This window comes from Pseudoalteromonas sp. BZK2 (assembly GCF_014349195.1).
Taxonomy (GTDB): domain Bacteria; phylum Pseudomonadota; class Gammaproteobacteria; order Enterobacterales; family Alteromonadaceae; genus Pseudoalteromonas; species Pseudoalteromonas simplex.
Window position 1 is genome coordinate 1 of sequence record NZ_JACSOG010000060.1, and the last position, 13,691, is coordinate 13,691.

Sequence of the window (13,691 nt, forward strand, 5' to 3'; positions counted from 1 at the left end):
AGGTGCAAGAGCAGGCGCAGTTAACACTGTAGTAAACAACGCCCCCTTCTAGGGGGCTAATGCAAAGCCACCTTCTTTAGAAGGTGGATCTTTTACTTTTATAGTTCAGGTTTTGCTAAGTCAGTGCTTGTTATCTTCACGACAAAAAAGGATCTAGTAATATGAATAAACTCATCATCTTTGCATTGTTAAGCTTAATTTTAAGTGGTTGTAGTAGTGCGCCTTCGGTATCTAAAGGAGCGATAGAAAAAGGCAAAGCCAGTTATTACGCTGATAAATATCATGGCCGAACGACAGCAAGTGGTGAAGTGTTTAATCAACAGGCATTGAGCGCGGCTCATCAAACGCTTGGCTTTGGCAGCAGAGTAAAAGTCACCAATATTGCTAACAATAAAAGTGTGATTGTTACCATTAATGACCGCGGCCCATTTATCCGCGGTCGTATTATAGATTTATCAAAAAAGGCGTTTTCACAAATTGCCTTAGTCAAGCAAGGTGTGATTGACGTTACTGTTGAGCAGCTCGATTAAAAACGGGTAATAAGCTCTACGTAGTCGGCTTCATTAGCCATCAATTCAGCATGACTTGCAAAGGCTCTTACTTGTCCTTGTTCTAACCAAATAACCTTATCAACACGACTTAGCATTGCTGGGTCGTGAGTAATGGTCAGCATGGTTTTATCTGCCCATATTTTCTCAAGCGTAGTCAGCAAGTTTTGCTTAGTGTGGTTATCTAGACTCTCTGTTGGCTCATCAAGAATGATTAAATTACCTTGCCTTAATAGGGCTTGAGCAATGGCAATACGACGTGACTGACCATGAGAAAGCTTTCTGCCAGCGGTTCCTAAGCGGGTATTAAGGCCGGCTTTTAAGTTCTTAAGCCAAGAGCCAAGTTCAGCGTTTTCACAGGCTTCAATAAGCATCTCATCTGTCGCATCAAAAGCTGCATAACGAAGATTTTCACGTAGCGTGCCATCAAAAATATGATGCTGCTGGGCAACTATCGTTAGCTGCTTAAAGCGTGTTGCAGTGCTCAAGCTTTCAAGTTCAAAGTTATCTTGCTTGGTGGTGAGCTTTAATGAGCCTGATTGCAGCGGCCAAAGGCCCGTGAGTAAGTTAACTAGAGTGGTTTTGCCACTGCCACTGGCACCGACTAGGGCAACTTTACTGCCGGGTGTAATCGCAAAATTGATATTGCTAAGGGCTTTACTTTTTGCCCCCAAGTATTGGTAATTGACCTCGCTTAGTTCAAGACCAAGCCCTGATTTGTCAGCTAATTGGTTTGCTAGCTGATCATCTAAGTTGTTTGGCTTTTCGGCTAAGCTGTTGTGTTTATCTTCAAGATCAAACAGTCGCTTTGCGGCACTTAAAGTAAGCGGCAATTCAATAAATGCCGTAGGCAGAGTGAGCACGGTTTCAAAGCTTGCTAATACAAATAACGCGAGCATCGCCAGTTCAACGTTTTTCATACTCCCTATTGCAACCAGTGGAATTATCATAAATACACTGGCTAGCATGGTGAGTTGTATCACCAAAGTTTTTAAGCCATTACTATTTGCTATGGCCTTGTGTCGATTGTAGAGCTGGCTGTTGTATTGTTTACTGAGTGAATCACAATGTGCTAATTGCGCCGCATGTGCTTGATAGACAGCAAGCTCTCTGGCACCTGATAGTGTATCGGCAAGTTCAGCTCTTAACTCGGCTGAAAGTTGGGTTTCGGTATCCGCTTGTTGGTGAAGCTTATGGCTTAACAATGTGGGAAGCAGCACGCCAATAATCATCAGTGAAGTAAAGCACACTAATGCAACGTCAGCGTTATACATAGCCATGAAGGCCATCACGATAGGAATGCTGAAAAGGGCGACAATAATAGGCAGCAGTACATTTAGGTAAAACTTATCCAGCGCATCGACATCATTCTGTAGCCGGTTAAATAAATCGCTACTACGACTCATTGCTAAGTCAACGTTGTTCAGTTGGCTCAAAGTCTTGAACATGTTTACGCGAATTTCGCTCAGTAATAAAAAGGTAGCATTATGAGTTATCATCCGCTCACCGTAACGAGACGCTGTGCGCACGATAGCTAAAAAGCGGATCACTCCAGCTGGGGTAAAGTAATTCATCTGCACACCAGCAATGCCCGCCGCTGCCATGGCTGCTAAAAACCACCCCGATATAGCGAGCAAGCCTACATTAGCAAGTACCGTTAAGCTTGCTAAAAAAGTCCCTAAAAGCAGCATGCCAGTATGAGGTTTGCACAGTTTTAATAGACGTATAAAGTTATGCATGGGCGTCACCTTGGCTCACAAGTTTAGCAAATAGGCCTGCTTGCTCAGTCAGTTGCTGGTACTGACCAGATTCAACAATGTGACCTTGTTGCATAACGTAAATCTTATCGGCGTGTTTAACCGTATTCAGTCGGTGAGCAATAACCAGCACTAAGTGATCTTTTGCATACTCGCGGATCGCTTGATTGATTAAATGCTCGGTTTGGCTGTCTAAGTGAGCGGTAGGCTCATCTAGCATTAGCACAGGGGCATTCTTCAAAAATGCACGAGCAAGGGCAATACGTTGTTTTTGCCCACCAGAGAGGCCTTCTCCTTGTTCACCGAGCAAGGTATCAAAGCCATCAGGTAGTGCAGTAATAAACTCAAGTGCGCCAGCTTTACTTGCTGCTTCATCGAGCTCTGCTTGGCTTGCATCGGGTTTAGCTAAACGCAGGTTCTCTGCAACGCTCCGATAAAATAACGTGGCGTGTTGTGGGATCCACGCCAGCTGTGCTTGCCAATCAGCTAATGCAGTATCACTAAGTGGTTGCTCGTTAATGCTAATGGCACTATTGGCCTGATGATGAAAACCCAATAGGCAATCAAACAAGGTACTTTTACCCGAGCCACTTTCACCCACAAAGGCAATTAAGCCTGAGCTTGGCAGGGTTAAGTTGATATCAGTTACCCCTTCGTTTGTTTCAGGGTAATGAAAGGTAAGCGCATTCAGCTGTATATGCTTTATTGGTAACTCAAGTTTAGATGACCCTACATGTTCATCTGAGTCGCTTTGATTGATTATGTCGACCATATCAGCAGCGGCACTGATCCCTTCAAGTTTTGCATGATAATGAGTGCCCATTTGTCGAAGTGGTAAGTAAAACTCAGGGGCTAGTAGTAGCACCACAAATCCAGTGGCAAAATCGAGGGTACCAAAAAATAATCTAAAGCCAATGATCACGGCAACAAGTGCCACACTAATGGTGGCTAAAAACTCAAGAGCGAAAGACGATAAAAAGGCGACTTTCAATACACCCATAGTTGCTCCACGGTAATCATCAGAAATCTGACTGATGCTATTTAGCTCTCGCTTGGTTGCATTAAAGAGCTTGAGTTGAGTTAAGCCTTGTAATCGGTCAAAAAAGTAATTACCAAGTACCGCTAGTTGTTGCCAGCGTTCTTGATTTAACTGCTCAGCTTTATGGCCCACTAAAATCATAAAAAAGGGGATAAGCGGGGCTGTTAAAAGGAATATGAGGCCTGCTTTGTAATCGGTTGGAAAAATCACCACTAATATCGCTAATGGAATAAGCGCACTGTAAGCCACACTTGGAATGTAGTTGGCGTAATATTGATGTAGTGCTTCAACCCCATTATGTAAGGTGTTAAGTGTTGCGCCATGACCTTTTTGTTCACTGTAGGCTGGCCCAAGTTTGCTGAGCTTTTCTAGCAATGTATTTCGCATCACGTTTTTTATTTTTAACGCGGCGCGGTTACTCACGCGTTCACTTAGGGCAACCAACAAAGCACGAACTAAAATTAGCCCTGCCAACGGCCATAATAATGAGCTTACGGCTTGCAAGTTTGCTTGTTCAAACATGACTTGATGAGCCGCGTTTGCAAGAAGATAACAAGAGGCAATCATTAATAGGGCGTTGAGTGTGCCCAAACTAATGCTTAATTTAAGAAGCCCTGAAGCGGACTGACTATATTGCTTTAAAAAAGCGCGCAGCGTTTGTTGCTGCGCGCGATTTGGTCGGGGTTTAGTTGTCATCGGTGTTTTTGAGTCTCGCGTAAAGCTCTAGCTCATCATCAGCAATCGAATCTTTATGTTGGTGAAATTCGTACCACATTACGTTGATCACCCCAAGGGTACAGGCTAATAGAACACCTAAAATCCAGGCAAAATACCACATAATTAAATCTCCTTAGTAGCTACCGTGCGTGTTGTTTTCAATTTCACTAATCGTTACTTTGCGCCACATCTTCACATAGCACCACGTTGTGTAAATAAGAATAAGTGGTACAAAAATAACCGCTGCAATAAACATCACGTTGAGAGTCATATGGCTCGAAACCGCATCCCACATAGTTAAACTAATATTTGGGTTGTTACTCGAAGGCATAACGAACGGGAACATTGACATACCCGCAGTTAAAATTACGCCTGCAAGCATTAAGCTTGATGCAATCAGGGCCATTGCTGGTTTTTGTAATTTAGATAACACAATCGCTAGTGCCGCCATCACGAATGCAAGGGCAGGGAACAGCATGGTTAATGGCATTTTTGTATAGTTATCAAGCCATGCACCCGGTGCCTGCGTGACTGTTTTACCAAGCGGGTTTGCAAAGCCTTGAGTATCGCCCATGCTAACGATTTTATAACCGTCAATTTGCGATACCCACACACCTGCCAAGGCAAACAACACAATAAACGCCATCAGCGCATATTGACCGTATTGTGCTGAGCGTTTTGCAACCTCTGCATCCGTACGAAGTTGTAGCCACATTCCTGCATGACCAACCAACATCAGTACGCTTACTAAGCCAACAACAATGGCAAATGGGTTTAATAACGCAAAGAATGAACCTTGATAACTGACACGCAGTAGGTCGTCGATATGATAAGGCACGCCCAGTAATAAGTTACCAAATGCCACACCAAATACTAAAGCAGGAATAAAACTGCCTGCAAATAAGCCCCAATCCCAGTTGTTTCGCCAGCGTGGTGAGTCTATTTTTGAGCGGTAATCAAAACCAAGCGGTCTGAAAAATAACGCAAATAACACCAGCATCATAGCAAAGTAAAAGCCAGAGAACGCGGCCGCGTATACCATAGGCCAAGCAGCAAATAGTGCACCCCCAGCGGTGATGAACCAAACTTGGTTACCATCCCAGTGAGCACCTATGGTGTTAATTACAGTACGGCGCTCCACATCGGTTTTACCAACTAGGCGAAGCAAAATTGCCACACCCATGTCCATGCCATCGGTCACTGCAAAGCCAATCAGTAATACACCAATTAACAGCCACCAGATTAGTTTTAATGTTTCGTAATCAAAAATCATGACTGAGCTCCTTGGCTTGCAAGTGAATCTGCTTTAGCAAGTTCATGGTGATATTTACCAGTATGAAGCGAGCTTGGACCTTGTTTAATAAAGCGCAGCATTAACCAGCCTTCTACAGCAGCAAGTCCTGTGTAAAAGATAATGAAGCCAGTAATGCTGATAAGTAAATCGTTTACCGTCAGAGATGAGGTTGCCAAGAAGGTTGGTAGAATCTCTGAAATAGCCCATGGTTGGCGGCCATATTCAGCAACAATCCAACCAAATTCAATGGCAATCCACGGCAGTGGAATACTCCATACCGCAGCCCATAATAACCAGCGTTTTTGCTCAATAATGCGGTGCGCGTTGTAATAAAATGCAAGCACGAATACGCCAAGCATGATCACACCGCAACCGACCATAATTCTGAAGGACCAAAACATAGGACCAACTTTAGGGAACGAATCTTTCACTGCTTTTTGAATGTGCTCTTCTGTGGCATCTACCACGTTAGGCGTATAGCGTTTTAGTAGTAAACCATAGCCAAGGTCGTCTTTTAAGCTATCGAATTTTGCAATGTTTTCTGGAGTGTCTTCACCACCTCGAAGCTTCTCTAAGTATTCGTATGCAACCATGCCATTACGAATTCGTATTTCGTGTTGCTTTTCTAGATCTTTAATACCCGTTACCTGTTCATCAATAGAGCGAGTAGCAATAATGCCCAGTGCATAAGGTATTTTAACAGCAGCGTGGGTGACTTGCTCTTCTGAATCAGGAATACCGACCAGAGTGAATGCAGCAGGGGCTTCTTCGGTGTGCCACTCAGCTTCAATGGTTGCGAGTTTAACTTTTTGTACCTCGCCAACTTCGTAGCCAGATTCATCACCAAGTAAAATAACACAAAGGATAGACGCTAAACCAAACCCAGAAGCAACCGAAAACGAGCGTTTAGCAAAAGCAAGATCGCGACCTTTTAGGATGTACCAGCTACTAATGCCCAGTACAAACATAGATGCTGCAACATACCCTGCCGAAACGGTATGAATAAACTTAACTTGTGCGACGGGATTGAATACCAGTTCAGCAAAGCTGGTCATTTCCATGCGCATGGTTTGATAATTAAACTCAGCCCCTACAGGGTTTTGCATCCAACCATTGGCAATCAAAATCCATAAAGCTGATAGGTTAGTACCTAGAGCCATAAGGAAAGTTGCAGCTAAATGCTGACGTTTTGTTAGTCGCTCCCAACCTAAAAAGAACATACCGACAAAGGTTGACTCTAAAAAGAATGCCATTAAGCCTTCAATCGCTAGCGGTGCGCCAAAAATATCGCCCACGTAGTGAGAGTAGTAAGACCAGTTGGTACCAAACTCAAACTCCATGGTTAGACCTGTCGCCACACCAATCGCAAAGTTAATACCAAATAACTTACCCCAGAATTTAGTCATATCACGATAAATTTCGCGACCAGTCATCACGTAAACGGATTCCATGATCACCAAAATCCACGTCATACCTAAAGTAAGGGGAACAAATAGGAAGTGAAAGAGGGCAGTGATTGCAAACTGCAATCGCGATAGATCCACAAATGTTTCATCTATCATTGTTTAGCTCCTTGTTAGCGAGTGCGGTAGACACGACAAATTATTGGTTATGAAGTTTCAGTAATTATTGAAACTTTGTGAATATTAACCTTGTATCCATTTTAGTCAATAGAAAAATAAGAAAATAAGATTAAATAATTGTTCATCATTTCTACAGACTAGAGATTAAAGCTTAACTTTTCAATCGATTAATTACCTTATCAAAAACTTTTAGCCAGTTTTTATAGAACAAAAAGATTACTCACTTATAGGTATTCTCTCGGCTAAAAAATTAATTGTTTACTTTCTTAGCTGGTTACCTAGGTTAATGAATAAGCACTTATTTAAATTCTAGTATTAATTACTCGTGTGACATTTATCCGACTGCTAAAACACGGTAAACTCATTTTTATTAGTGCCAAAAGTTGCGAATTATCAACGAATGAAAGAACAAACAAAGCCGTTACGTATTGCCTTGGTGGCAGGTGAGTTATCAGGTGATATTTTAGGTGAAGGGCTAGTAAAAGCACTTAAACGCCGTTTTCCAGATGCCATATTTGAGGGGATTGCAGGCCCGCGTATGCAAGCGGCTGGCTGTAAAACATTATTCGATATGGACGAATTATCTGTAATGGGCTTAGTTGAAGTACTTGGCCGATTACCGCGCCTACTAAAAATACGCAAACAATTGGTGCAGCATTTTATCGATAACCCACCAGATGTATTTATTGGTATAGATGCCCCTGACTTTAACTTACGTGTTGAAAAGCCGCTAAAAGAGGCGGGTATTAAAACAGTACAATATGTTAGCCCGTCAGTGTGGGCGTGGCGCGAAAAACGCATTCATAAAATCAGTGCCGCCACTAACTTAGTGTTGGCATTATTGCCGTTCGAAAAAGCCTTTTATGATAAGCACGATGTACCTTGTACCTTTGTAGGTCATACTCTGGCTGATGATATTGCCCTTGAGCACGACCAAACTGAGGCTCGTAACCAACTAGGTTTAGCACAAACTGATAAAGTACTTGCGTTGTTACCTGGAAGCCGAGGTTCTGAAGTAGGGCTTTTAAGCGAAACCTACATTGAAACAGCGGCTAAATTGCAAGCGCAAAACCCTGAACTCAAAATTGTGGTGCCGTTAGTCAATGAAAAACGAAAAGCACAGTTTTGTGAGATTTTAGAAAAAACAGCCCCTGATCTAAAACTGCAATTATTGGATGGTCAGTCAAATCTTGCAATGCAAGCCGCTGATGCCATTTTGCTTGCCTCAGGAACCGCAACACTTGAAGGTATGCTGTATAAAAAGCCGATGGTTGTGGGTTATAAAATTAAGCCATTGAGTTACTGGATTTTCAAAACCTTATTCACGTTTAACATTAAGTATTTCTCGTTGCCTAATTTATTAGCCGATGAGGAACTCGTCCCAGAGTACCTACAAACTGAGTGTAATGTTGAAAACCTATCGGCTGCGCTAACTCCTATGCTTAATACCGATAACAGCGAACTAAAGGCGCGCTTTTTAGCCATACATAAAGACATTAGATTAAATGCCAATGAACAAGCTGCAGCAGCAGTCGCGGAGTTACTAAATGCAAATTGAACGACCGAATGTTAATTATATTGCTGGTGTAGATGAAGTTGGCCGTGGTCCATTGGTCGGTGATGTTGTAACTGCTGCGGTAATACTGGACCCAAATAAACCCATTGCCGGGTTAGCCGATTCTAAAAAGTTATCAGACAAAAAACGTCAATTATTAGCGGCAGAAATAAAAGAAAAAGCCCTGTGCTATGCCATTGGGCGTTGTAGCCCAACTGAGATTGATGAGCTAAATATTTTACATGCCACCATGCTCGCGATGAGCCGCGCAGTTGAAGGTTTAAGTGTAAAGCCAGAGTTTGTTTTTATTGATGGTAATCGTGTGCCGAGCCAATTAACTGTGCCAGCACAGGCGGTAGTAAAAGGCGATAGCCTAGTCGAAGAGATTTCAGCGGCATCTATTTTAGCGAAAGTTGCCCGCGATGAAGAAATGATTGAGCTTGATAAGCGTTACCCTGACTATGGTTTTGCAGGCCATAAAGGCTACCCAACTAAAGCACACTTTGCAGCACTCGAACAATACGGAGCAATTGCAGAACATCGTAAAAGCTTTAAACCTGTTCAGCGCATTTTGGCGTTAAAAGGAGAGCAACTGTAATGCCTGCGCCGCAATTTGTTCACTTACGTGTTCACTCAGATTTCTCCATGGTGGATGGCCTAGCTAAAACTAAGCCGATTGTCGCTAAAGCAGAAGAGCTGCAAATGCCTGCGTTGGCTATCACCGATCAGATGAACTTATGTGGTTTGGTGCGTTTTTATGGTGCTGCCCATGGCGCAGGTATTAAGCCTATTGTCGGCGCAGATTTTTGGCTCAGAAGCCCTGAATTTGAAGATGAACCTAGCCGAATTACCATCTTAGCGAAAGATAACGAAGGCTATAAAAACCTCACCTTGTTGATCTCTAAAGCGTACCAACGCGGACATTTATTTCACCGCCCGGTAGTAGACCGTGAATGGCTGGTGGAGCACAAAAGCGGCCTAATTTTATTATCTGGCGCTAAAGATGGCGACTTAGGTAAAGCATTATTAAAAGGTAACCCTGGGCTTATAGAATCGGTCGTTAGCTTTTATAAGCAACATTTTAGCGATCATTATTACATTGAGCTTATTCGTACAGAACGTGCTTTAGAAGAAGACTATTTGCACTTAGCTGTTGAGCTTGCCGCAAAAGAGCAGTTACCTGTAGTGGCAACTAACGAAGTAGTATTTTTAAAGCCAGAAAACTTTGAAGCCCATGAAATCCGCGTTGCAATCCATGACGGTTACACCCTAGAAGATAAACGTAGACCAAAACGTTTTTCTGAGCAGCAATACCTTAAAACGGCTGAGCAAATGGCTGAGCTATTTAGCGATATTCCTGAGGCTTTAGAAAACACTGTTGAAATTGCTAAGCGCTGTAATGTGACCGTGCAGCTCGGGACTTACTTCTTACCAGATTACCCAACCGGTTCGCTAAAAATTGAAGACTTCTTGGTTAAGGTCTCTGAAGATGGTCTTGAAGAGCGTTTACAGTTTTTATTCCCAGATGAGCAAGAGCGAAAAGAAAAACGTGGCGAGTATGATGAGCGTCTGAAAATAGAGCTCGACGTAATCAACCAAATGGGTTTCCCAGGTTACTTCTTGATCGTAATGGAGTTCATTCAGTGGAGTAAAGATAACAATATTCCGGTAGGTCCAGGGCGTGGTTCTGGTGCGGGTTCATTGGTTGCTTATGCACTGAAGATCACCGACCTCGATCCACTCGAATTTGACTTACTATTCGAACGTTTCTTGAACCCAGAACGTATCTCAATGCCCGATTTCGACGTCGATTTCTGTATGGATAGGCGTGATGAGGTAATTGATCACGTAGCGGCGCTTTATGGTCGTGACGCGGTATCTCAGATCATTACCTTTGGTACCATGGCTGCAAAAGCGGTTATCCGTGACGTAGGCCGTGTACTTGGTCACCCTTACGGCTTTGTTGATCGTATTTCTAAACTAGTACCGGGCGATCCGGGCATGACCTTGGCTAAAGCGTTTGATGTTGAGCCGCGTTTACAAGAAGCCTACGACGGTGATGAAGAGGTCAAAGAGCTTATTGATATGTGTCGCATCCTTGAAGGCTGTACACGTAACGCGGGTAAGCACGCTGGTGGTGTTGTAATATCACCCACCACAATCACTGACTTTGCCGCTCTTTATTGTGATGATGAGGGTAAATTCCCGGTAACGCAATTTGATAAAAATGACGTTGAGACAGCAGGTTTAGTAAAGTTTGACTTCTTAGGTCTTAGAACACTTACCATCTTGCAGTGGGCACTTGATATGACTAACGAGCGCTTAGCTCGTGAGGGTAAAAAGCCCGTTGATATCAACGCTATTCCACTTGATGATAAGCCAAGTATTGAGTTACTGCTACGCGCCGAAACCACCGCGGTATTCCAGCTCGAATCTCGTGGTATGAAAGACCTTATTCGTCGTCTAAAGCCCGACTGCTTCGAGGATATGATCGCACTGGTAGCACTATTTCGCCCAGGTCCATTGCAATCAGGCATGGTAGATAACTTTATCGACCGTAAGCATGGCCGCGAAGAATTATCTTATCCAGATGCGCAGTGGCAACACGATAGCTTGCAACCAATCCTTGAGCCAACCTACGGTATCATTCTTTATCAAGAACAAGTAATGCAGATTGCTCAGGTACTGGCTGGTTATACACTAGGTGGCGCTGACATGCTGCGTCGTGCGATGGGTAAGAAAAAGCCAGAGGAGATGGCAAAGCAACGTTCAACCTTCGAAGAAGGCGCTGTTAATAACGGAGTTGACGGCGAACTTGCAATGAAAATCTTCGACTTGGTAGAGAAGTTCGCAGGTTATGGTTTTAATAAATCTCACTCTGCTGCTTATGCCTTAGTATCGTACCAAACGCTGTGGATGAAAACCCACTACCCAGCAGAGTTTATGGCTGCGGTAATGTCGGCAGATATGGATAACACCGATAAAATTGTTACCTTGGTAGATGAATGTGAAAACATGAAACTGACCTTGTTACCGCCGGATGTTAATGCCGGTGAGTACAAGTTTACGGTTAATCTACAAGGTGAAATTGTTTACGGTATTGGTGCCATTAAAGGGGTTGGTGAGGCACCGGTTGAAGCTATTTTAGAAGCTCGTAGCGAAGGTGGCCCGTTTAAGGACTTATTTGATTTTTGTGCCCGTGTTGACTTAAAGCGTTTAAACAAGCGTGTTGTTGAAAAGCTTATTTATGCCGGAGCGCTCGACCAACTTGGCCCAGATAAAACCCAGCCTGGCCGTGCAACCTTACTCGCAAGCTTAAAAGATGCCATGCGGGCGGCCGATCAGCATCATAAGGCTGAGTCACTAGGGCAGGCCGATTTATTCGGTTTACTTGCTACAGAGCCAGATGAAGTTGAACAAGCATTTATTAAAGCCACAGATTTAACCGACAATGAGTGGCTAGACGGTGAGAAAGAAACTTTAGGTCTGTATTTAACTGGTCACCCAATTAATCAGTATCGTAAAGAGTTAAAGCATTATACATCAGGAAGGCTGGTCGATTTACAACCCACTAACCGCGATGTCCAGTCAACGGCTGCAGGCTTAGTGATCTCAGCTCGTACCTTGATAAACAAAAAGGGAAATCGATGGGGTCTTGTAACTTTAGATGACAAGAGTGCCCGTATTGATGTACGCTTATTCCCAGAACAGTTTGAAATGTACCAAGATTTGCTGCAAGTAAACAATATCTTGGTAATATCTGGACAGGTCAGCTTTGATAACTTCTCTGGTGGCATTACAATGACCGCTAGAGACATATGCACCATCGCACAGGCGCGAGAAAAACGTATAAAAGCGATTAAAATGACCTTGAATATGGTGCAGATCGAGGCGAACTTCTTCGATAATTTACAAAAAGTGCTGGAACCTTATAAGTTTGGTACTTGTCCTATTAAAGTATTCTATCAACGTCCGGATGCGTTGGCTGAGATTACTTTAGGAACCGAATGGTGTGTTACGCCGAGTGATGACTTAATTCACAAGTTATCGCTGATGGCGGCGCAAGATGTAGAACTAGAATTTAACTAATTAGGTAGTTTAGAGCATGAGCCTCAATTATCTTGATTTTGAGCTTCCAATCGCTGAATTAGAAGCAAAAATTGAAGAATTACAAAATGTAAGCCGCGCTGGCGAATTAGACCTTGGATTAGAAGAGGAAGTCAGTCGATTAAAAGAGAAAAGTGCTGAAATGAAAGAGAAAATTTTCTCTGAATTAGGTGCTTGGCAGGTTTCTCAGTTAGCCCGTCATCCGTTGCGTCCTTATACTCGTGATTACATCGAGCGCATTTTCACGGAATTTGACGAACTAGCAGGCGACCGTACTTTTGCTAACGACCCAGCTATTTTAGGTGGTGTTGCACGTTTTGAAGGTCAACCAGTGATGGTTATTGGCCAACAAAAAGGGCGTGACACGGCTGAAAAAATTAAACGCAACTTTGGTATGCCAAAGCCAGAAGGTTACCGTAAAGCATTACGCTTAATGGAAATGGCTGAGCGTTTCAAAATGCCAATCATGACTTTTATCGACACCCCTGGTGCATACCCAGGTGTTGGCGCTGAAGAGCGTGGTCAAAGTGAAGCAATTGCGCGTAATCTTAAAGTAATGGCTGCGTTAAAAGTACCAACTATCTGTACTGTTATCGGTGAAGGTGGTTCTGGTGGTGCATTAGCTATTGGTGTGGGCGACCGCGTTAACATGTTGCAATACAGCACTTACTCTGTAATTTCGCCAGAAGGTTGTGCATCAATCTTATGGAAAAGCGCAGACAAGGCACCATTAGCTGCAGAAGCCATGGGTGTAACAGCTGCACGTGTTAAAGAGCTTGATTTAATCAACAACGTAATTGATGAGCCACTTGGTGGCGCACATCGGAATTACGATGCGATGGCGCGTAATCTCAAAAACCAACTTAAACGTGACCTAGCTGATTTACAAGGCCTTTCACTAGATGAAATGCTTGATCAGCGTTACAAACGTTTAATGTCGTTTGGCTATTGCTAAACACAGCTTAAAATTGAAAAAAGCCGCTTTTGCGGCTTTTTTTGTTTTCGGCCCTAAACCACCTACTTCAGTAGGTGGTTATCATCATTTAGGCTTTGCCTGAAAAAATACTCATGTTAATTCCTTACTTGATTTT

The 13,691-nt window shown here is 43.2% G+C and carries 10 protein-coding genes; 5 read left to right on the top strand and 5 right to left on the bottom strand.

Going from position 1 to position 13,691, the window contains the following annotated elements:
- Window positions 1-161: 161 nt before the first annotated feature.
- On the top strand, window positions 162-530 hold the full coding sequence (locus tag BIZ38_RS21020) for a septal ring lytic transglycosylase RlpA family protein (protein ID WP_187491214.1): 369 nt from the start codon (window positions 162-164) through the stop codon (window positions 528-530).
- On the opposite strand, the gene cydC is transcribed toward BIZ38_RS21020, so the two are convergent.
- From cydC to BIZ38_RS21045, 5 genes are read right to left on the bottom strand one after another with little or no spacing between them, the layout of a single operon-like run.
- The gene (gene cydC / locus BIZ38_RS21025; protein ID WP_187491215.1) at window positions 527-2,287 is read right to left on the bottom strand and encodes a thiol reductant ABC exporter subunit CydC; all 1,761 of its coding nucleotides are present in this window, start codon (window positions 2,285-2,287) and stop codon (window positions 527-529) included. The genes BIZ38_RS21020 and cydC overlap by 4 nt on opposite strands.
- Window positions 2,280-4,040: a thiol reductant ABC exporter subunit CydD gene (gene cydD, locus BIZ38_RS21030; protein ID WP_187491216.1), complete on the bottom strand. Its 1,761-nt coding sequence runs from the start codon at window positions 4,038-4,040 to the stop codon at window positions 2,280-2,282. Before cydD ends, cydC begins: the two co-directional genes overlap by 8 nt.
- On the bottom strand, window positions 4,030-4,182 hold the full coding sequence (cydX, locus tag BIZ38_RS21035; RefSeq protein WP_054553108.1) for a cytochrome bd-I oxidase subunit CydX: 153 nt from the start codon (window positions 4,180-4,182) through the stop codon (window positions 4,030-4,032). Before cydX ends, cydD begins: the two co-directional genes overlap by 11 nt.
- 12 nt (window positions 4,183-4,194) lie before the next feature.
- Complete coding sequence (cydB, locus tag BIZ38_RS21040) at window positions 4,195-5,334, bottom strand: cytochrome d ubiquinol oxidase subunit II (RefSeq protein WP_138599323.1); 1,140 nt, start codon at window positions 5,332-5,334, stop codon at window positions 4,195-4,197.
- Entirely contained in the window at window positions 5,331-6,917 is a 1,587-nt protein-coding gene (locus BIZ38_RS21045; RefSeq protein WP_187491217.1) for a cytochrome ubiquinol oxidase subunit I, read from the bottom strand. The genes cydB and BIZ38_RS21045 overlap by 4 nt, the downstream gene beginning before the upstream one ends.
- Before the next feature lie 421 nt (window positions 6,918-7,338).
- On the opposite strand from BIZ38_RS21045, the gene lpxB reads away from it, so the two are divergent.
- The 4 genes from lpxB to accA are packed head-to-tail and all read left to right on the top strand — an operon-like array spanning window position 7,339 to window position 13,555.
- On the top strand, window positions 7,339-8,496 hold the full coding sequence (gene lpxB, locus BIZ38_RS21050; RefSeq protein WP_187491218.1) for a lipid-A-disaccharide synthase: 1,158 nt from the start codon (window positions 7,339-7,341) through the stop codon (window positions 8,494-8,496).
- Window positions 8,486-9,091 carry a ribonuclease HII gene (gene rnhB, locus BIZ38_RS21055; RefSeq protein ID WP_187491219.1) on the top strand — a complete coding sequence of 202 codons (606 nt, stop codon included), beginning with the start codon at window positions 8,486-8,488 and terminating at the stop codon, window positions 9,089-9,091. The genes lpxB and rnhB overlap by 11 nt, the downstream gene beginning before the upstream one ends.
- Complete coding sequence (gene dnaE / locus BIZ38_RS21060) at window positions 9,091-12,582, top strand: DNA polymerase III subunit alpha (protein ID WP_187491220.1); 3,492 nt, start codon at window positions 9,091-9,093, stop codon at window positions 12,580-12,582. The genes rnhB and dnaE overlap by 1 nt, the downstream gene beginning before the upstream one ends.
- A 16-nt stretch (window positions 12,583-12,598) precedes the next feature.
- On the top strand, window positions 12,599-13,555 hold the full coding sequence (gene accA, locus BIZ38_RS21065) for an acetyl-CoA carboxylase carboxyl transferase subunit alpha (RefSeq protein ID WP_054553102.1): 957 nt from the start codon (window positions 12,599-12,601) through the stop codon (window positions 13,553-13,555).
- Window positions 13,556-13,691 lie beyond the last annotated feature (136 nt).